Raw genomic sequence first — 18,886 nt, forward strand, 5'->3', positions numbered from 1 at the left:
CTATCTCATCTCGGAATATCCAACCGCAGAGGACGCAGAGGACGCGGAGAAATAAGAGTTTGAGGTTTTCATGATTTTACAAAAGTTGATTTTTAAACAGTGCGTGAACTGTTGAAGGAGTACCAAAAAATAAATCATCCATTTGAGCTATTAGCCTCAGTAATTTTCCATAACTTCTTCAATCCTCAATAAACAAATGTAATATTACGCAAAGACATAAAATAAGCGGTTTCGCGCTTGCGTGTGTGAGCAAAATCACGCATTGTCAATTGAGTAGCTATACTAACTCATGAAATATGAGAATCTTAATTTTAAGTATTTGGCTAGTGCTAATAGTCAGTATATTTTACATAACTATGAGTATTGTTCGCCATCAACAGCAAGGTAAATCAAGGCATAGTGGCAAAACATCTAACTCCTTTAGCAATCACAGAAAACTATGGCACGAGTTACTGAGTTTACTCAGGCATGATCGGGAAACAGCAGAACGATTGCTGAGATTTGAACAAAAAAAGAATCCCGGTAAATCAGAAAAGTGGTATTTAGAAAAAGTGATTTATGATTTAAAGCGCGATCGCCGTTAACCAACTACATAATGACTAGGATCGAAAATAAAGTAACATCAAAATCCTAACTTGACATGACTTCCACATTACTCGAACCAGAAGACAGTAATTCACCCAACTGGCAAAAAGAACTAGATAACGCCATTTTTACCTTTGAGGACATTCAAGCCGAACTCAACTACCAACAAGCCAAAACAGCCCTTTCCACCTTAGTTAACAATCTTGACCTCACTCAAGCGGAAAAATCGGGTTTAGAGGCAGAAATTAAAGAGTTACAATCCATGCTGGGCAAATTAGAAAGTATGGTTGTACAGATTGCTGCTTTTGGCATGGTAGGACGTGGTAAATCTTCCTTACTCAATGCTTTAGTTGGTCAACCTGTATTTGAAACCGGACCCCTACATGGTGTTACCCGTACAGAACAAAAGGTGAATTGGACTATTACTACAGAAGCGATGGGGGCTTTGAGGGTAACTTTACCCAGTAATAGTCAATCTCAGGTAGAATTGATTGATACTCCTGGATTGGATGAAGTAGACGGAGAAACCCGCGCTGCTTTAGCTGAACAAATTGCAAAACAGGCAGATTTAATCCTGTTTGTGATTTCTGGGGATATGACCAAAATTGAACAGGTTGCGCTTTCTCAATTGCGGGAAGCAGGTAAACCGATTATTCTCGTTTTTAACAAAGTTGACCAATATCCCCAAGCTGACAGAATGGCAATTTACCACAAAATCCGCGATGATCGGGTACGGGAATTAATTTCACCTGATGAAATTGTCATGGCTGCGGCTTCACCACTGGTAAAAACTGCGGTGTCTCGTCCAGATGGGACAAGGGGTGTACAGTTGCGTTCAGGTAATGCTCAAATTGATCAACTCAAGTTGAAAATTTTGGAAATTCTACAGCGTGAGGGTAAAGCATTGGTGGCTCTCAATACCATGCTCTATGCTGACACGGTGAATGAGCAGGTAGTACAGCGAAAAATTCAGATTCGAGAAGAAAACGCTAATCAGTTGATTTGGAGGGGTGTAATGACTAAAGCGATCGCGATCGCTCTTAATCCTATCACCGTAGTTGATATTTTTAGCGGTGTGGTCATTGATATTGCCCTAATTTTAGGTTTATCTAAACTCTACGGCATCCCGATGACAGAAGCCGGTGCTGTACAACTGTTACAAAAAATCGCCCTCAGTATGGGTGGAATTGGTGCTAGTGAATTATTGGCAAACTTAGGTTTAAGTAGTTTAAAAAGCTTACTGGGCATCTCTGCAACCGCTACAGCCGGAATCGGGTTAGCCCCTTATCTATCCGTAGCCATCACCCAAGCAGGGGTATCTGGTGTGTCTTCTTACGGTATTGGACAAGTCACCAAAGCTTATTTAGCTAATGGTGCAACGTGGGGACCCGAAGGACCCAAAGCCGTTGTCAGTCGAATTTTAGCAACTCTAGATGAAACTTCAATTTTGAATCGAATCAAAGGTGAATTACTTACTAAAGTGAAGCCGGGTAAAAGAAGAATGACAATTGAATAATTTTCAATGTATTTTTACCACACACTAATTTTCCTATTCTTTTCTTCCTTTGCGCCTTTGCGCCTTTGCGTGAGATATAAAATGTAGTTCATTTACCCAAAAATTGCTGTAACTTTAAACCTTCCCACTCAATCCAAACGCTAAAATTACCATGTCTCAAACTTTAGAACAATCAATTCAAATTAAGGCTACATCTACAGTAGTGGAGCGTTGTTTTACCGATTTAACTCTCATGCACCGATGGCTTAATCCTGTGCTGCGATGTGAACCGGTGGGGGAAGTTTGGAGTACAGAAGTTGGTAGTCAAAGCCGGTTTGTGATTCAAATTCCTGTGATTCAACCTACTTTAAATACTGTGGTGATCGAACGAGAACCGGGGTTAGTAGTTTGGGGATTTAAGGGATTTTTTCAAGGGAGCGATCGCTGGGAATGTCAACCTGTATCAAATGGTACTCATCTACTCAACCGCTTTGAGTTTCAAATTCCCAACCCCCTAGTCAGTTGGGGTTTCCAAACCTTTGCTGCAACTTGGACAAAGGCAGATATGGAAGCGCAATTAGTCCGACTGAAACGAGTAGCTGAAGAAATTATGTTGTAATTTTATCCCCATAAAACTACTATTTTTCTAAATACTTTTTAAGCCTAATAAACTACTAACTAATTTAGGCAATCCACTACAACATGGATTCGAGTGTTCATCTAATTCATCCCGTTTTATCTGCTTTTCAATTTTCTTAGCACGTTCAAGAGCTTGTTCAGTTAAGGATTTTAATAATTTCGGATATAGACACATTGATTTATTGTAATCAGGTATATGCTTTTCCAGTGATTTAATTAATTTATCACGGCTAATTTGTGATAAATGATCTTGAAAGTGAATTAAATACCAAAGTTCAAAACAGGGATTTGTAATTGCTAGATTAATTTTTTGGCTTTTAGCTTTATTAATGGCACTCTGCCAATTTGTAATACTTTTTTCAATATGCTCATCTCCATCAAAAACAGCCCAAGCAGCATCTTTACTACTCCATCTTTCGTTATTTTTCATCTGCTTTCGTTCGTCAATGAGTCTTTCAATAATACTACCTGGATCAGTTTTGCTCTGAGGAGGCAATATAATAATTTCTAGAGTTGCTAAACGTAATTCATTGCGAATACTTCTAAAATAAATTGGTTCGGTTTTACTCCCTTCACAAGCAATTAGTATTTTCTGAGTAATTTTCCTGCTAGGTTGACTACGTTCTAACTTTCTTGGCATTCCTCATCACCCTGTAATATCATTTCTTCATCAGATGGTAAAAATGGAACTGCTCCAAACCTTCCATCTAAATAAGCTTTATCAATCGCTAAATCATTTCGCACATGGAAATCAGTTAAAGGATATAATTCTGTACTATGATCAGGGCGTTTTTGTGTAAACCAAATTTGATCACGTCGTAATAAATTATTTCTTTGTAATGTATTATCATGAGTTGTAAAAATCAGTTGGGCATTGTTTGGATTTGTTTTAGAATTTTGGAACATTTTGATAATATATTTTACAATATTTGGATGTAGATTTGTCCCTAATTCATCTACAATTGTTAATACTCCTGAGTCTAGAGCAATGAGTATCCTAATTGCTAAGTTGAATATACGTTGTGTTCCAAGAGATTCTTCATCAAAATTCCAATAAATTTCCTTACCTTCATCGGTATTGTGTATAGCATATATTTTGTAATCAAACCCTTCCTCTGATTTCTGTTTGATCTCAATTCTGGAAATTCCTGTATCAAATTTTCTGACAATTTTTACCACATCTTGGAGAAGAATATCGAATAAACAATCATCACTTGAAATTAGTTGCATTAAATCCAATTCTTCATTTCCTAAATGAATACCTATTAAGCGTTCTTCTATCCAATCTATAAGAGCTTTAATTTTATCAACTTTAAGTTTGACTAATATACTAATAAATAACTCATTTTCTTTAATATTTCCCTGTAATTGATTATGTGGACCAGCAAAATCATCACCAGTTTTCCAGATAAATTTTTTGTTATCTTCGTCCCATTGACGATCAAATAAACGCCGAGTTCTTTTAGTTTTATTTAAGGTATAATCTAAATGTTCTGAAATAATACGATTTTGATTAATTTCTAACGAATAGGTGTAAATATTATTATCAAATATAGTTCTTAGTTCCAGTTTTGTAGGTTGTTTAACATAAGTAGTGTCTAATTTAAAACTGTCTAGTTTTGCATATTTTAAAAGTCTTTGGAGCTTTGCAGATTCTTGTGTACCATGAACCATCATCAACAATAAATAATCTAAAGCTTGAATAACATTGCTTTTACCTGATGCGTTAGCTCCAAAAATTGCTAAAACAGGCAAAATATCCATATTCCAATCTTCAACATGATATCCTGCTGCAATTTCATGATCTGATTTTACCCCTTTCCGTTTACTACTTTCACTTGTTTTGCGACTGCTGGGTTTTTGAGCAACTGCACTAAGGGTTACAGGTTCTTTAATGGAACGGTAGTTTTCAACAGTGAAGTCTACAAGCATAATTGAAGGCACAACAGACAGTTTTTTGTGATTTATTCACGTAAATCTTATCGTAAATGTCTGCAAATCTCCACTGTAAGCACAGTTTTTTATATAGCAAATATCATACAAGCATTATCATCACATTAGCAGCCAATACTTGTCGGTTAAGCTAAAAACATTAAATCAGGTAGGTTGGGTTGACGTTAGGAAACCCAACATTTACGGGCTTTTGTTGGGTTGCGCTGTCGCTTAACCCAACCTACAAAAACTCTTAACCGATAAGCATTGTATTAGCAGCGATGTCTACCACAAATTACTTTCTAAAGAAGCTAATAAATATAATTAAATTGCTTGTTGTAGTGTAATATTGTGTATTTCTGAACTTATTTGATTTAACAAGCTAAAGCTAGGTAGATGCAATAATTTCATCTTGTCCTTATTCTTTACTCCTTCTACCACATAAAATGATTTAGGTGGTAATAAATTGTAACTAGCTGGTACAACATCTAATAACCACCAGTCAAATAACTCACGTCTACCATAAGAACCTGGGAAAATTGCATAACCTTCTAAACAATCATCTAAAATATTTAAGATTGCTTCTACTGCTTGTTCATAATCACAAACTCGAATCGCATTATCAAAAACATCTATAGCTTCATCAAGGATTTGAAAATTTGCTATTTCTTTTTCAATAGAATAATTACGGTTCTCAGAGACTGTTTTAGATAATGATAAAAACCTAGATTTTATATTATTATCATAATTATTGATAGAACCGTTAACAATTGCAAGAATATAAGATGCGATAAACATAATTATATCTCTTGGTCGTGAATTTCCCGGTTGATAGTATTGCAATGTAGGCTCTACTACTAGCGTAATTATAAGTGTCATCCATAGATAGCGAAGATGGGTAATTGTCTGGTTCTTATCACGCAACAATTCTAATACTTCTGTTAAAGTATCTTGTAGTGAGGCTGTTCCATCTGCTTCTGGTTCATAGAGTTCTTCGTAATGCTCCAGTCTTATTCTTTCAAATAAAAATTGCAAATCATTAGGTATATCTTGTTGCCAGTTTGGATTTAAGGGATGAAATTTATTGAATGTGAATACCATGATTAATTATCTCCCTTTATCTAAGATACGTGAAATTTATTTCTAGATTAATTCTATGTTGATTTTTCAAGAGGGGGGTATTCGTGATTCCAAAATATTTTCACTTGTATATGAGGTTGTCAATTCCAACACCCAAGGATGCTAAGATGTAGTCACAGCGATCGCACTAAGAGAACTTACATAAATCCTCACTAATTTACAACCCTAAAGCAAAAAAATTGCCCTTGTTAAAGTTACATACAAGAACAATTTTTTATAAATTCCCAAACTAAAAATTTAGTCATCATCGAGTTCAAACTGTGCCACCGTCACCGCATTAACAGCAAAGGCAAAAACTAACGGCATCGGACACTTGAGAACAAAGGTATATATAACAGCTAAAATTGTAGTAGCGATCGCTGTCATTGACCAAAAGAACTCTTGATTAGTTAATCCGTTCTCTTCCTTAATTAATCTTAAAACATGAACTGGAATTGGCTCAGGCATTACTCCCCCAGGAGGAAAAGCCCAAAAATTATCACGACGCTCAACAAATAAATCTGTCCAGCCGTTTTCCAGACACCATGCTTCAATCCATTCAATAGAGTAATGATTCATCATCGCGGTAATAATGACAGTTGTTGATTTTGTGTATTGAGTGAATATAACTCGTTCAAAGATTCCCAAATAGCTAACTAATCGCTATAACATTTAAGCTTATTCCGCAATTGTTAACTTTCGTTAAGTAGTTTAAACAGATATATTAGATATAGATCATGCTTAACTACCGCTTGCCTTAATTATTAGATTAACAGTCAATAGATGATATTGAACTCAAACTACAATAAACTTTACTTAGAACTAAAAATATCAAGAAATGTAAATAAATGGGTGAGTGATGGGGCTAGTAAGTAGGTAGAGTGGAAATTTAGGTGGTAAGTTGGTTATGCTAGAGTCAAGATTTTATTTAGACAGGTTAGCTATAGCCAATAACTTCTAGAATAAAAAGATCACAAAATTTAAAATCGCCAGATTTTCACAGCAAAACATGGGCAGTATTTGGGAAGTCGATTTTTACTCACGTCCAATTCTGGACGAAAACCAAAAAAAAGTTTGGGAACTCTTGGTGTGCGAAACCCCGTTAGATGTAGGGACTAAAATAGATTCGCTGTTTCGCTACGCTAAATATTGTCCTAGCACCCAGGTAAATTCCGGTTGGTTACGGACTGCATTACAGGAAGCCATTGAAAAAGCAGGAGAAGCACCGATGAAAATCCGCTTTTTCCGCCGTCAAATGAATAATATGATTACAAAAGCCTGTGAAGATGTGGGAGTTCCGGCCTTAGCCAGTCGTCGGACTTTAATTCTTAACCAATGGATAGAACAACGGATGGAACAAGTCTATCCCCAAGAACCGGGATACCAAGGGGGGAAAAATCCTTCGGTGCGCTTAGATCGACCTTTACCCCAACGTTTACCAGATGCTTTGGAAGGGCAACAATGGGCTTTTGTTACCTTAGAGGCGGGGGATTTTGCAGATATGCCAGATTGGGAGATTGGCTTTGGTGAAGCTTTTCCTTTAGAATTGGCGCAATTGTCACCATCCGACCGGATTCCGGGAATTTTGATTTTTTCGCCCAGGGCTTTACCTCTAGCGGGGTGGATGTCTGGTTTAGAGTTGGCTTGTTTGCGGTTTGATTCTAGCCAAGGGGAAAGATTAATTTTAGAAACAGGTGCGACAGAAAGCTGGATTGTAGCCAATATTAGAACTTCTCAATTACTCAAGGAAGCGAAGGGATTTGAGGAAACCAAGCAAAAAGCCAATGGAGTGCATTTTATTGGGGTGCAGTCTGATGCTCAAGCACAGTCATTTGCTGGATTTTGGTTACTGCAAGAACTGAATTTACCTTAAAAAAATCAAGCTGTGGGATTTTAAATTTTAAATTTCGATTTGGAAGATAACCACAGATGGGATAATTGGCTGTGTACGCCTGCGTCTAGAAAGCGGTTCACAATTTATCAAGGTTCATGGCTTCTGAAAATTTATCACAGGATACACTGGCAGAACAACTGCTAGAACTTGCTTTAAAATCTGGTGCAGAAGCTGCGGAAGTGTATCAATCGCGATCGCTATCTCGACCAGTGTTTTTTGAGGCTAATCGTCTTAAACAAATCGAAACCAGTCAATCTGAAGGTACAGCGCTGCGGTTGTGGTGTAATGGCCGTCCTGGTTTAACTGTGGCTTACGGTTCTGTAGATCCCCAAGCCATAGTCGAAAAATCCCTGGCTTTGAGTCAATTAAATCAACCGGAAACAATCGAATTAGGCAGTAACTCCCTGGTATCCTATCCAGATTTAGGGAAATCCGTACCTGTAGAAGTGTTGATCGATTGGGGGAAAGAAGCGATCGCCCTAATTCGTGATCTCTATCCTGATGTGCTTTGCACCAGTGATTGGGAATGCGATATCGAAAACACCAGACTAATCAACAACAAAGGCTTAGATTGTCATTATTCTGACACCACCCTCAGTTGTTATGTTTCCGCCGAATGGATCAGGGGTGATGATTTTTTAAGCGTTTCCGATGGTCAAACCCAGCGATGTTTACTCAATCCTGGTAAAATAGCTCAACAAATTATCCAGCGATTAATTTGGGCCGAAGAAAACATTTCTCCCCCCAGTGGTCGGTTTCCAATTTTATTTACCTCTAAAGCGGCCGATATGTTGTGGGGAACTGTACAAGCAGCTTTAAATGGTAAACGAGTGTTAGAAAAAGCTTCTCCCTGGGGCGAAAAGTTAGGTCAACCAGTCATGTCTCCTACCGTCACCCTGTACCAAGACCCCCAAGCAGGCCCTTACAGTTGTCCCTTTGATGATGAAGGTCATCCTACCCAATCGTTAATATTTATTGAAAACGGAATTTTGCGGAACTTTTACAGCGATCGCACCACCGGACGAGAATTAGCTACTGGTAGCACGGGTAATGGTTTTCGCCCCGGTTTAGGCAGTTATCCCACCCCCGGTTTATTTAACTTTCTCATTCAACCCGGTATCCTATCCCTACAAAACCTCATTCAAGATATGGAAAATGGTTTAATTGTTGATCAAATGTTAGGAGGAGGTAGCAGTATTTCTGGCGATTTTTCCATCAACGTTGATCTAGGATACTGGGTCAAAAATGGTCAAATAGTTGGACGTGTTAAAGATACAATGGTTTCTGGTAACGTCTACACAGCCCTTAAACAAGTAGTTAAACTCGGTGGAGATGCCGACTGGAACGAATCTTGTTATACTCCTTCACTGATAGTAGAAGGACTCTCCACCACTGGGAGGAACAACTATAGCAGTAGTCAGGAGTCAGGAGTCAGGAGTCAGGAGTAAAACTTACAAGAGTAGTGCGGGCATCTTGCCCGTATATAAAGAAAGCATAATTTCTTCCCCATTACCCATTACCCATTACCTGTTGTCATGAATTATGGTTCAATTTATCCAAGCACAAAATATTGGTCTTCCCTATTTAGATGAAAGATTTGGTTTACAACAAGTAGATAACGAAACTTTTTTTACAGAATGGTTAGATAATTTACCCGAAATTAGTGATGTAGAAAAACAATATTTAGACAAAGTTAAAATTCAATTTCTCCGATTAGTCAGGCGTACTCCTTTATCCGAAGAAACAGTAAAATTAGTTGTTTTATCTCCCTTGCTCAGTTTGGCTGGATTTTATGATGCACCTTTTTTTATTAGAAGTGAATCATCAATAGAAATTTCCGAAGAAGATGAAGGAGAAACTATCAGAGGACGAATAGATGTATTAGTTATCCAAGAACAATTATGGTTATTAATCATTGAATCTAAAAAATCTGCTTTTTCTCTTTTAGAAGCCATACCCCAAGCACTGACTTATATGCTGGCTAATCCCAATCCAGCCAAACCCTTATTTGGATTAGTCATGAATGGAAGTGACTTTATTTTTATCAAACTTCATCAAAAAAAATATGCACTATCTGATCAATTTGCTATGTTGAAGCGAGAAAATGAACTATATTGCGTATTTAGGATTTTAAAAAAACTAGGTCAAATTTTGAATTAATTATGTCTAATCGTCCCATCTATCTCGATTCTCACGCTACCACACCCGTAGATGAACGGGTATTAGCAGCCATGATTCCTTATTTTACCGAAAAATTTGGTAATCCAGCTAGTATTAGTCATGTTTACGGCTGGGAAGCAGAAGCGGCCGTTAAACAAACACGGCAACTTTTAGCAGATGCAATTAACGCTGCATCAGAAGAAATTGTTTTTACCAGTGGTGCAACAGAAGCCAATAATTTAGCCATTAAAGGAGTAGCTGAAGCTTATTTTCAAAAAGGTCAACATATCATTACCATTGCTACCGAACATAAAGCAGTTTTAGATCCTTGCGAATATTTAAGAAGTCTCGGTTTTGGGATCACAATTCTGCCAGTTCAGGAAAATGGGTTAATTGACTTAAATCAATTAGAAAATGCCTTCCGTCCTGACACTATTTTAGTATCAGTCATGGCGGCCAATAATGAAATTGGCGTATTGCAGCCATTAGCAGAAATTGGGAAAATGTGTAGCGATCGCCAAATCCTTTTTCATACAGATGCAGCCCAAGCCATTGGTAAAATCCCCTTAGATATAGAAGAGATGAACATTGATTTAATGTCTCTCACAGCCCATAAAGTCTATGGACCAAAAGGAATTGGGGCTTTATATGTTCGTAGACGCAATCCTAAAGTTCAACTTGCACCTCAGCAACATGGTGGAGGACATGAACGGGGAATGCGTTCTGGTACTTTGTACACACCCCAAATAGTCGGTTTTGGTAAAGCTGTAGAAATTGCTTTAGCAGAACAAGAAACAGAAAATCAACGTCTCACCGCACTGCGAGAAAGATTATGGAAACAGTTGTCTAATTTAAAAGGAATTTATCTGAACGGACATCCTCAACAACGACTCGCAGGAAACTTGAATATTAGTGTGGAAGGTGTCGATGGTGCTGCACTTTCTTTAGGATTACAGCCAGTGGTAGCAGTATCTTCAGGTTCTGCTTGTTCATCAGCTAATACAGCCCCTTCTTATGTTCTCACAGCCTTGGGACATTCAGCACCATTAGCTTATGCTTCCGTGCGGTTTGGGATTGGACGCTTCAACACGGTTGAGGAAATTGACATAGTTGCACAACAGGCAATTTCTACTATTCAAAGTTTACGAAGTTCCTTAGTAATTACTTATTAATAGTAGAGAGGGACTTTTAGTAAAGGGTATCAGAGAGTAGCAATGGAAGTAAAAATTCAAACTCTCACTCCCATCTGGACGGGTGGAGTTGAAACAGGGAAGGTAGACCGTATTCACGAAACCGGACTGCTGGGTAGTCTGCGCTGGTGGATGGAAGTATTGGTACGCGGGATGGGAGGTGTGGTGTGTGATCCGACGGCTGAGAGCGATTCCTGCGGTGAGCATAGCGATCGCAATAGTCTAGACCAGAAAAAATATCATCAATCTCAGGCAACAGACCAACGTCAAAAATTACGCGATGGCGGTTTGTTCTGCGATGTCTCTCATATTTTCGGTGCAACCGGCTGGAAACGACAGTTTCGTTTGAGTGTTAGCGAAATCAAAGAAACCTCCAACTGGGAACGTGCCTCCCTACAAATTACGCCTCAAGATCGCACCCGTGGCTGGTTTCTCAACCCTGGCTGGTTAGGAACATTTACACTTAACTTTCATGGTGATCCAGAAACTCTAGCCAAACTTTATACCCTAATACGTTTCATGGAAACCTATGGTAGTCTTGGCGCACGTCCACAACTCGGTTATGGCATTTTTCGTATAGTCGAAAATCCACCAGAAAGCAAATCAACTTGCTTATCTTATAATCAACATGATCAACAATCTGTTAGTGAGTTTCCAGATTTACGCACATTCACCTTTTTTAAACTCCGTTTCACACCCAGAAAATCAACATGGTGGCATACTGTCCCAGGTATCAGAGAACTGCGGGGAAAGCGTGATAGTTGGGCAGAACTTGAGCAATTAGCTAAAAATGGGACGATTCCCACTACTCCAGCTTTAAAAAATTACCTCCGCTATGGTCAGCAATGGTCTAATCCCGCCTTACCTCATTGGTTATTTGGTACAATTCGATATGAAGAAAGACTACGCAGTAAAGTTGCTTTTGGTTGGGCTTATCAACTAGAAGATACCAAAGATTGGGAGATCCGTGGTTGGGTGTATTTACCCCAAGACAAAAATGGGCGAATCTTTCGGCGCGAGATAGTCAATGTATTTCAAGATAAATTGGGCAAGCCACAAACTTGGTTAACAGCATTAGGTTTAGAAACTACAGACTATAGTGCTGCAAATTTAACCCTACTTCCGAGGGATAAACCTTGGCAAATTCATTCTGTTTCAGATGTTGAAGCATTTTTAAAGAATACTGTAGAGGAGCATAGTCATGATCAATAGTATTCATATTAAAGGATTTCGGGGCATTGAGTCCGGTTCTATAACTAAATTTAGGCAATTTAACATATTTGTTGGAGCAAACAATGCAGGTAAATCTGCTGTCATGGAAGCCTTGTATTTAGCAAGTACCGCTAATCAAGAAGTGGGGTTAATTAGAGAAACTGAGGATGGGCAACTATCTGATTTAGTAATGCTTTCAAAAACAGATCTATTAGGAAATAATCCTTTAAAAATTATTGCTGGCAAACATGGCGATTTAAGTGATTTAGCAAATTTAAGTCGAATAAAAGAGGCATTTCTAATAGTAAATGTTACTGATTCAAAATCCCCATTACAAGAGTTTGAATTAGATATTGGTAAAAGTAAATTATCAACAGAAGATATTGCCTTATTTACATATAAATTTTTCAAAGAACCTGAGAATGAAAAAAAAGATGATATTGCTCAATTAATTTGGCAAGATGTAGATGATCTAATTGATGGAAATCACATAGTTTTTTGTTGGTATTCTGACTTAACTTACTACAACAAAGGTAGTGCCAATTGGCTTATTAAAGGTCAACTTCCTGCTTCACAACATACCTTTTTCTGCGACACATCTATAGTTCAAAGCTATATTCCCATTACTTTTTATCGCCGTGTTCTTAATGAAGTACCGGGCTGGACACAGCGTATCGCCCGACATTTTGGCACAATTTTTGAAATTGAAGACCCTTTTACTGTCCAATTTGTGCCTATTTTAGGTCATCCTGAAAAACTACAAGGTTGGATTGCCCGTGAAGATAAACCTGCTTTATCAATTGATGCTTTTGGTGATGGTGCAAGAGCAGCTTTTAAGCTTTTAGCACCCCTGATTGTAATGGCAGAAATGGTAACTTCTGATGCACCAGGTTTATTACTTTGGGAAGAACCAGAAGCTTTTCAAAATCCGAAAACTTTGGGTAATTTATTACGGGAGGTCGTCAAAATTATTCGAGATAAACCTATTCAAGTTTTCATTGCTACTCATAATTTAGAACTGATTGCTTATATTACTCAAATGTTAGAAACTCAAGACCTTGATCCTGAAGCAACAATGTTATTTCATTTAAGCTTATCGGATGGAAAATTAAAATCATCTCGGTTCGATCAAGAGACTTTAGTAACATGGATTGATTCAGGTATTGATCCTCGTGCTTGGAAAGATTTTGTATCACCACTTCAATTTCAACTACAGGAGAAATAAGTATGGAAATTTTTGTTGTTGGGGAAGGTATTTCAGAAAAAAAAGTATGTGATCAGCTAGAAAAGATCATTGGAATTAAACTTAAGTACTCATTGGCAGGAGGAAATGGGAAGAAGGGTGTTAACCAAAAAGCTAGTAATATAGTTAGTCCATTATTGCAAGAAGAAGAATCAGTTTCTTGTTTACTTATGTATGATTTAGATTCACATAATAATGAAACTGAAGCTGATATACTTAAAAGTATTTATGGAAATACAGGTTGGTTAAAAAAGATCGAAAGTTGCAAGGAAATAGATTTTAATTCCGCCGTCATACACAATTCTATTTATCCTAATTTACATACTCTTTCAATACCAGAATTGAAATTGAATATTGCCATACATATTGCAACTAAAAAGTGGAGAAAAGGTTTTATTAAATCGGCGATTGATGACTATGTACTGGAACTTGCATTGATACCCACAACAATGAATAGTATACTAGCAGAAATCAACAAAAGCAAAATAAATATCCATATTCCATCTATCAAAATCTTTGATAAGGTTACTAAGGAAATCCCAGATTTAATGCAATCTAATGCAAATGGAATAGATGATTTAATTGAGGCAAAAGATTATCTTGGTTTTTATGGAGCGGTTTTGAAATTGCATACACCTCCTCCTAATGTTATCGAGAAGATAATGGCTCATGCAGATGAGAAGGATATTCGTGAAGTATTTGGGGCTTTAATTGCAGCATTTGAATTTGTAGGAGGTGAGTGATGAAATATGATTATTATGCTTATCGTAAAGAGCAGTTAGACGAAGCTAATTTACTAAAAAATTTTGAACAATCTGTCATTGATCTCAAGCGTGCAAGAGGAAATACACGACAAGATGCAGAACAAAGAATGAATCAAGTTGCAAAACAAGTATTACAGTTTGCAGAAGATCAAGAAGTTGAACCTCATTTACCTTATTTTTGGTATGACATTCAATCATCTGATTGCAAAAATTACATCCGCGATGCTTGGCAAAAGAATCTTATTTTTGAAAAAATTCCAGAAGATTTTGGATTCATTCCAAGTATTTCAGACCTGGAAAATTTACCCCAATTAAGTTTCATGCTGCGCGTTCCTTTCAAGCTAAAAAAACCCTATTTGAGTAAAGACGATCGCTCTTTCCATTTACTTGATAATCCAGTACGAAAAGATAAAGTATTTCAAACCCCAATGGTTGCTCCAACAAGCTGGAAAGGGGCATTAAGAGCAGCATTATGGCAGTTAGAACATAAAGAAGAAAGTGAGCAAATTATTCGGCTATTTGGTAATGATCGTGAGGAGGAAGATCATGAAAAGCTAAAATCAGGACGACTCTATTTTTACCCAACATTTTTTGATAACATTGACAAACAGAAACAGCTAGAAGTAATTAATCCACACGATCGCAAAAAAGGCACAGGTAAAAATCCTATTTTGATTGAGTCAGTTCCAATTGGTGCAACAGGTGAATTTGTTATTTTATATGTACCTTTTGGGAAGGTAGAAGAAAGGCAAGTCATTGAAGATTTAGAACTCGTCGTCAAGGGAGTAAAAGAGATGCTGACGGTTTATGGTTTTGGAGCAAAAACCAGTAGCGGTTTTGGAAGTGGTGAGATATCTAAAAACGAATACTTCCCAAGTAAAGAAGAGTATAGAAAATCTAGATTGGAGGAAAATAAAACTTATAGTGAAAAGATATATGAAGCTGATAAAGCTCGTTATGAAAATGAAAAAATTCCATTACCCACAGTTTATTTTGCTAATGCGAGTGTAAAGTTTATATAAATAGTTCACGGATATGATCATGAAAACACAGACAGAAACAGTTATAAAATTAGCGATCGCTCTCCCAATTGATGCCATTCAATCTTTTTGTCAACGCTGGCAAATTGCTGAATTATCAGTATTTGGCTCAATTTTACGCGATGATTTCAATGCTGATAGTGATGTAGATTTTTTGTATGCCCTTAAACCTAATACTCGTTGGAGATTATTGGATTTAATGGATGCTGAAGAGGAATTAGAAAAAATGCTCGGTCGAAAAGTTGATTTAGTCAAAAAGTCTAATATTGAGCAGAGTCACAATTGGCTACGCAAACAAAATATTCTTTCATCTGCAAAAGTTATTTATGGCGATCGCACTCAACAAATAATCCAAAATTTAGGTAAATCAGAGAGGTGAATATGATTGCATTTGATCCAGTGAGCGATCGCCAACAATTACTATTATCGGAGCTTAATCGGTATGTAAGTTTGTTAGAGAATTTTTACAAGCCGCAATCAATTCTATTATTCGGTTCAATGTCAACTGGAACAACCAATGAATGGTCGGATATTGATTTAGTGATTATCAAAGAAACAACTAAACGTTTTTTAGATCGCGCTAAAGAAGTAATACAGTTACTTCAACCGCAAGTTGGGTTAGACGTATTGGTGTATACTCCAAATGAGTTCGAGCAGTTGTGTCAAGAGCGGGCTTTTGTTCGGGATGAAATTTTAGGCAAAGGTAAGATTTTGTTATGTAATGGAGGTCAAACGTGAACCAACTGGATATATTGGTAAGTAATCGTGATGCGATCTTATTAGCTGAAGCAGTGGGTTGGTTGCACGATTATCAGAAATGCTCAGATCAGCAACTTAAGGTGCAATCAGCAAATAAAACTGATAGAGATCAAGGACTAAGTTGCGATGCACTTGATACAAAACTTAAAAGGCTGGGATATCCTAACCTATTGTCTTCCACACCATTAAATTTACTTAGCGTTTCTGAGACGTTAAGCATTCTTCTAAACAAGTGGGATAAAAAATGGAACGATTCGACTGCCTCATTGTTGCTGCAATTTCTTTCTCGTTGTCACAACACCTCTCATTTTGACAAACAAGAACCTGGTGATAGCGGTAAGCAAAACTATCCGGGCGTAACAATCAGTTCTCCGTTTGGTTTTGAACAGGATATTCCTAATGACTTAACTAATCAGCTTTGGAATTTGCCTTGGCCAACACTTGCAAATTATTCTGTTAGTGATCGGAAAAATCTTATTGAAAATGTTAGTGAATTATTTATTCAAGTTGGTGCAGATACACGACGGCCTATTAATGAGATTAGTTTATGGGATTGGGGAACACTGGTAGGCGCACTTTATAAAGCCACTATTGCTGGTGCATTATTATCAGGGAATATTCCACACGCTAGGGATCTACGTTGGCAATTATTGAGTGTTCGAGTTCAAGGACTTGAGTATATTACAAAAGTTGCAAGACTTCCTGATTTATTAAGCAGACAAAAACTATTGAAAGACTCTTTTGATAAGGTACGTGATTTACTAGAAACAGAATATCCATTAGGAAATGAAGTTTATCGAGATGAAGGTAGAAGTATTTTTGTGGTAGCTGATTTACAGAATCTTATGAATTTCACTAATAACAGTGGCAAAAATCTTAGTGAATTAATTTTACAAAAATTTAAACAAGGGACATTAAACAATGACACAACTTTAAGACTGGGTGGAGAACTTACACCAATGATAAAACCAGATAATAATTCTTGGTGGGGACAAGATCCTGATTACCAGACAAAAGAAGCAGCAGGGTTACCATCTCAAGATATAATTCCTCCCATTGATATAATTCTTACAGAACCTATTACTTCACCACCATCATCTGAAGAAATCAAACTATTTTGGACAAAAGATAATGTAGCTAGTGTTTGCACGGTTTGCGGACTAAGGCCACAGGGTAGATCAGACAAGCTTTTTTCTCGTAAGGTTTGTGATATTTGTGAACGGCGACGACTTGATCGATCTAAAGAATGGGCTACTACTAAACAAGCTGAAGAGACAATTTGGATTGATGAAGTTGCTGATACAAATGCAAAACTGGCGTTGATTACTGGTCAGTTTGATTTAGATGACTGGTTAAGTGGTCAATTAGTGGAGTCGCTCATTCTTGATCCTGGTGCAACTAATCCAACTAAAAATCCCTCTTTTAGTCGCATTCGTCGGATTTGGGAAACAACTCGTCAATTTTGGCAAGATGTACAAAAAGACTTAAAAAAATCACTATCTGATAGTCGCAAGCGTTTAATTATTCATCTAGATCAAATGCCCAATCTAGGAAGATTTCATGTTTATGAATTGGATCTAGGGAAGACTGTATTAAGTGTAGCCTGGTATCCACTACAAACAGATGGAGCCGGTGGATATTTAATTTCAACTGATAATCTTGGTTATGTTGCTAGACAACTTCAAGCAGAAAAAGTAATCTTTACTGATCCAGCTACCGCAGCAATTTTTGTAGAAGATTATATTCAGTCTCAATTTGTTAATAGCGATCGCTCAATCAAATTACGTGATTCTGATGCAATTAATCAAGGAAATCAAAACCTACCAATAAATTTGCGAATTATCAAAACTGAACATCAAGATATTGCCTACTCTACGGCCATTCCTATCTTGACTGAACCAAGTACATTTATGGCTCTTGTTCCAGCAGAAAAATCTCTTGATGTAGTTAAGGCGATAAAAACAAAATATGAACGAGAAATGGGAAAAATCCGCAACCGTCTACCCTTGCATCTCGGTGTTGTTTATTTTAATCGTCGTACTCCTCTGCGGTCTGCTTTAGATGCTGGACGGCAAATGTTGAGCTACAAATCTGATAGTCAAAAAACTTGGGAGGTGCATTCAATATCTAAAGGACAATTACCTAATGACAAGAAAGAATTAGCAAATGGTACAAAGCAATTTGATGAAATAATTACTCTAATATTGACGCAAGATGATCACACAATTACTTGGCACGTTCCTAACAAAATGGGAGATGGAACAACACCGGATAATTGGTATCCTTACGTATTTCTAGAAACTAATGGTAATGATAGCGAAGTCAACGGGCGGCAACGTGCTATCAAAAGTCAGCGACCCGGTACAACTGAACCCTGCTGGTTAGTTCACGCTGGAGATTTAGAAAAGGAAAAAGGCGACAAAATTTATTTCACCCCCTCCACCTTTGACTTTGAATATCTCGATAGCAGCGCCCGACGCTTCGATATTCACTACGACCAAAACGGCCGCCGACCCCGCAAAACACGACCCTTCTACCTCGAAGATTTAGACGGTATCCAAACACTTTGGGAAATACTGAAAAACCTCGAAACTTCTCAACGCCATCAGGTGATTTACAGCATTGAAGCCACTCGTGAAATGTGGTATGGGGAAGATCAAGAAAAACCTAAAGATGATCCAGTGTTTCGTCAATTCGTATCTGATACCCTGGCTAATGCAGCATGGACTAAAAAATACAAAAAATGGACAGATATCCCTCAAGATCAACGCCAACAACTGATTAACGCAGGAGTGCGCGGTGAACTAGCAGACATAGCAGACCTATACATGGAAATCCTCAAGGAGCGATAAAA

Annotated in this window: 18 protein-coding genes; 14 read left to right on the forward strand and 4 right to left on the reverse strand. The window is 37.5% G+C overall.

Features of this window, described 5'->3' with window-relative positions:
• Positions 1–296 precede the first annotated feature (296 nt).
• From VB711_RS08835 to VB711_RS08845, 3 genes are all read left to right on the forward strand, one after another.
• Entirely contained in the window at positions 297–584 is a 288-nt protein-coding gene (locus VB711_RS08835; protein WP_323285509.1) for a hypothetical protein, read from the forward strand.
• Positions 585–640: 56 nt separating this feature from the next.
• Complete coding sequence (locus VB711_RS08840) at positions 641–2,101, forward strand: GTP-binding protein (RefSeq protein ID WP_323285510.1); 1,461 nt, start codon at positions 641–643, stop codon at positions 2,099–2,101.
• Between the two features lie 151 nt (positions 2,102–2,252).
• Positions 2,253–2,699, forward strand: coding sequence for an SRPBCC family protein (locus VB711_RS08845; protein ID WP_323285511.1), 447 nt, complete (start codon positions 2,253–2,255; stop codon positions 2,697–2,699).
• 27 nt (positions 2,700–2,726) lie between these two features.
• On the opposite strand, the gene VB711_RS08850 is transcribed toward VB711_RS08845, so the two are convergent.
• The 4 genes from VB711_RS08850 to VB711_RS08865 all read right to left on the reverse strand — a co-directional run bounded on the left by VB711_RS08850 (position 2,727) and on the right by VB711_RS08865 (position 6,352).
• Positions 2,727–3,359 (reverse strand): RloB family protein, encoded by a 633-nt coding sequence (locus VB711_RS08850; protein WP_323285513.1) that lies wholly within the window; start codon positions 3,357–3,359, stop codon positions 2,727–2,729.
• Entirely contained in the window at positions 3,344–4,651 is a 1,308-nt protein-coding gene (locus tag VB711_RS08855; protein WP_323285514.1) for an ATP-binding protein, read from the reverse strand. Before VB711_RS08855 ends, VB711_RS08850 begins: the two co-directional genes overlap by 16 nt.
• A 324-nt stretch (positions 4,652–4,975) precedes the next feature.
• The gene (locus VB711_RS08860; protein WP_323285515.1) at positions 4,976–5,752 is read right to left on the reverse strand and encodes a hypothetical protein; all 777 of its coding nucleotides are present in this window, start codon (positions 5,750–5,752) and stop codon (positions 4,976–4,978) included.
• A gap of 276 nt (positions 5,753–6,028) precedes the next feature.
• Positions 6,029–6,352, reverse strand: a complete 324-nt coding sequence (locus VB711_RS08865; RefSeq protein ID WP_323285516.1) for a hypothetical protein — start codon at positions 6,350–6,352, stop codon at positions 6,029–6,031.
• Positions 6,353–6,779: 427 nt separating this feature from the next.
• Here VB711_RS08865 and VB711_RS08870 point away from each other — a divergent pair, with 427 nt between their 5' ends.
• The 11 genes from VB711_RS08870 (at position 6,780) to VB711_RS08920 (ending at position 18,884) form a co-directional block, all read left to right on the forward strand.
• Complete coding sequence (locus VB711_RS08870) at positions 6,780–7,643, forward strand: Tab2/Atab2 family RNA-binding protein (RefSeq protein WP_323285517.1); 864 nt, start codon at positions 6,780–6,782, stop codon at positions 7,641–7,643.
• A gap of 116 nt (positions 7,644–7,759) precedes the next feature.
• Positions 7,760–9,112 carry a TldD/PmbA family protein gene (locus tag VB711_RS08875; RefSeq protein ID WP_323285518.1) on the forward strand — a complete coding sequence of 451 codons (1,353 nt, stop codon included), beginning with the start codon at positions 7,760–7,762 and terminating at the stop codon, positions 9,110–9,112.
• Positions 9,113–9,206: 94 nt separating this feature from the next.
• A complete protein-coding gene (locus tag VB711_RS08880; protein ID WP_323285519.1) occupies positions 9,207–9,824 on the forward strand; it encodes a type I restriction endonuclease in 618 nt (205 codons plus the stop codon).
• 2 nt (positions 9,825–9,826) lie between these two features.
• Positions 9,827–10,996, forward strand: a complete 1,170-nt coding sequence (locus VB711_RS08885; RefSeq protein ID WP_323285520.1) for an IscS subfamily cysteine desulfurase — start codon at positions 9,827–9,829, stop codon at positions 10,994–10,996.
• Between the two features lie 42 nt (positions 10,997–11,038).
• Complete coding sequence (cmr1, locus tag VB711_RS08890; RefSeq protein WP_323285522.1) at positions 11,039–12,226, forward strand: type III-B CRISPR module RAMP protein Cmr1; 1,188 nt, start codon at positions 11,039–11,041, stop codon at positions 12,224–12,226.
• Complete coding sequence (locus VB711_RS08895; protein ID WP_323285524.1) at positions 12,216–13,451, forward strand: ATP-binding protein; 1,236 nt, start codon at positions 12,216–12,218, stop codon at positions 13,449–13,451. The genes cmr1 and VB711_RS08895 overlap by 11 nt, the downstream gene beginning before the upstream one ends.
• A gap of 2 nt (positions 13,452–13,453) precedes the next feature.
• Complete coding sequence (locus tag VB711_RS08900; protein ID WP_323285526.1) at positions 13,454–14,212, forward strand: hypothetical protein; 759 nt, start codon at positions 13,454–13,456, stop codon at positions 14,210–14,212.
• The gene (locus VB711_RS08905; RefSeq protein WP_323285527.1) at positions 14,212–15,255 is read left to right on the forward strand and encodes an RAMP superfamily CRISPR-associated protein; all 1,044 of its coding nucleotides are present in this window, start codon (positions 14,212–14,214) and stop codon (positions 15,253–15,255) included. Before VB711_RS08900 ends, VB711_RS08905 begins: the two co-directional genes overlap by 1 nt.
• Before the next feature lie 19 nt (positions 15,256–15,274).
• Positions 15,275–15,652, forward strand: a complete 378-nt coding sequence (locus tag VB711_RS08910) for a nucleotidyltransferase family protein (RefSeq protein WP_323285528.1) — start codon at positions 15,275–15,277, stop codon at positions 15,650–15,652.
• A gap of 2 nt (positions 15,653–15,654) precedes the next feature.
• Positions 15,655–16,011 carry a nucleotidyltransferase domain-containing protein gene (locus VB711_RS08915; protein ID WP_323285529.1) on the forward strand — a complete coding sequence of 119 codons (357 nt, stop codon included), beginning with the start codon at positions 15,655–15,657 and terminating at the stop codon, positions 16,009–16,011.
• A complete protein-coding gene (locus tag VB711_RS08920) occupies positions 16,008–18,884 on the forward strand; it encodes a CRISPR-associated protein Csx11 (RefSeq protein ID WP_323285531.1) in 2,877 nt (958 codons plus the stop codon). The genes VB711_RS08915 and VB711_RS08920 overlap by 4 nt, the downstream gene beginning before the upstream one ends.
• Positions 18,885–18,886 lie beyond the last annotated feature (2 nt).

The organism is Cronbergia sp. UHCC 0137 (genome assembly GCF_034932285.1).
Lineage (GTDB): Bacteria > Cyanobacteriota > Cyanobacteriia > Cyanobacteriales > Nostocaceae > Cronbergia.

What these genes read in the sequence shown, in the direction of transcription:
- VB711_RS08835 (WP_323285509.1), top strand. Translation starts at nt 297, where the DNA reads ATGAGAATCTTAATTTTAAGTATTTGGCTAGTGCTAATAGTCAGTATA.
- VB711_RS08840 (WP_323285510.1), top strand. Translation starts at nt 641, where the DNA reads ATGACTTCCACATTACTCGAACCAGAAGACAGTAATTCACCCAACTGG.
- VB711_RS08845 (WP_323285511.1), top strand. Translation starts at nt 2,253, where the DNA reads ATGTCTCAAACTTTAGAACAATCAATTCAAATTAAGGCTACATCTACA.
- VB711_RS08850 (WP_323285513.1), bottom strand. Translation starts at nt 3,359, where the DNA reads ATGCCAAGAAAGTTAGAACGTAGTCAACCTAGCAGGAAAATTACTCAG.
- VB711_RS08855 (WP_323285514.1), bottom strand. Translation starts at nt 4,651, where the DNA reads ATGCTTGTAGACTTCACTGTTGAAAACTACCGTTCCATTAAAGAACCT.
- VB711_RS08860 (WP_323285515.1), bottom strand. Translation starts at nt 5,752, where the DNA reads ATGGTATTCACATTCAATAAATTTCATCCCTTAAATCCAAACTGGCAA.
- VB711_RS08865 (WP_323285516.1), bottom strand. Translation starts at nt 6,352, where the DNA reads ATGATGAATCATTACTCTATTGAATGGATTGAAGCATGGTGTCTGGAA.
- VB711_RS08870 (WP_323285517.1), top strand. Translation starts at nt 6,780, where the DNA reads ATGGGCAGTATTTGGGAAGTCGATTTTTACTCACGTCCAATTCTGGAC.
- VB711_RS08875 (WP_323285518.1), top strand. Translation starts at nt 7,760, where the DNA reads ATGGCTTCTGAAAATTTATCACAGGATACACTGGCAGAACAACTGCTA.
- VB711_RS08880 (WP_323285519.1), top strand. Translation starts at nt 9,207, where the DNA reads ATGGTTCAATTTATCCAAGCACAAAATATTGGTCTTCCCTATTTAGAT.
- VB711_RS08885 (WP_323285520.1), top strand. Translation starts at nt 9,827, where the DNA reads ATGTCTAATCGTCCCATCTATCTCGATTCTCACGCTACCACACCCGTA.
- cmr1 (WP_323285522.1), top strand. Translation starts at nt 11,039, where the DNA reads ATGGAAGTAAAAATTCAAACTCTCACTCCCATCTGGACGGGTGGAGTT.
- VB711_RS08895 (WP_323285524.1), top strand. Translation starts at nt 12,216, where the DNA reads ATGATCAATAGTATTCATATTAAAGGATTTCGGGGCATTGAGTCCGGT.
- VB711_RS08900 (WP_323285526.1), top strand. Translation starts at nt 13,454, where the DNA reads ATGGAAATTTTTGTTGTTGGGGAAGGTATTTCAGAAAAAAAAGTATGT.
- VB711_RS08905 (WP_323285527.1), top strand. Translation starts at nt 14,212, where the DNA reads ATGAAATATGATTATTATGCTTATCGTAAAGAGCAGTTAGACGAAGCT.
- VB711_RS08910 (WP_323285528.1), top strand. Translation starts at nt 15,275, where the DNA reads ATGAAAACACAGACAGAAACAGTTATAAAATTAGCGATCGCTCTCCCA.
- VB711_RS08915 (WP_323285529.1), top strand. Translation starts at nt 15,655, where the DNA reads ATGATTGCATTTGATCCAGTGAGCGATCGCCAACAATTACTATTATCG.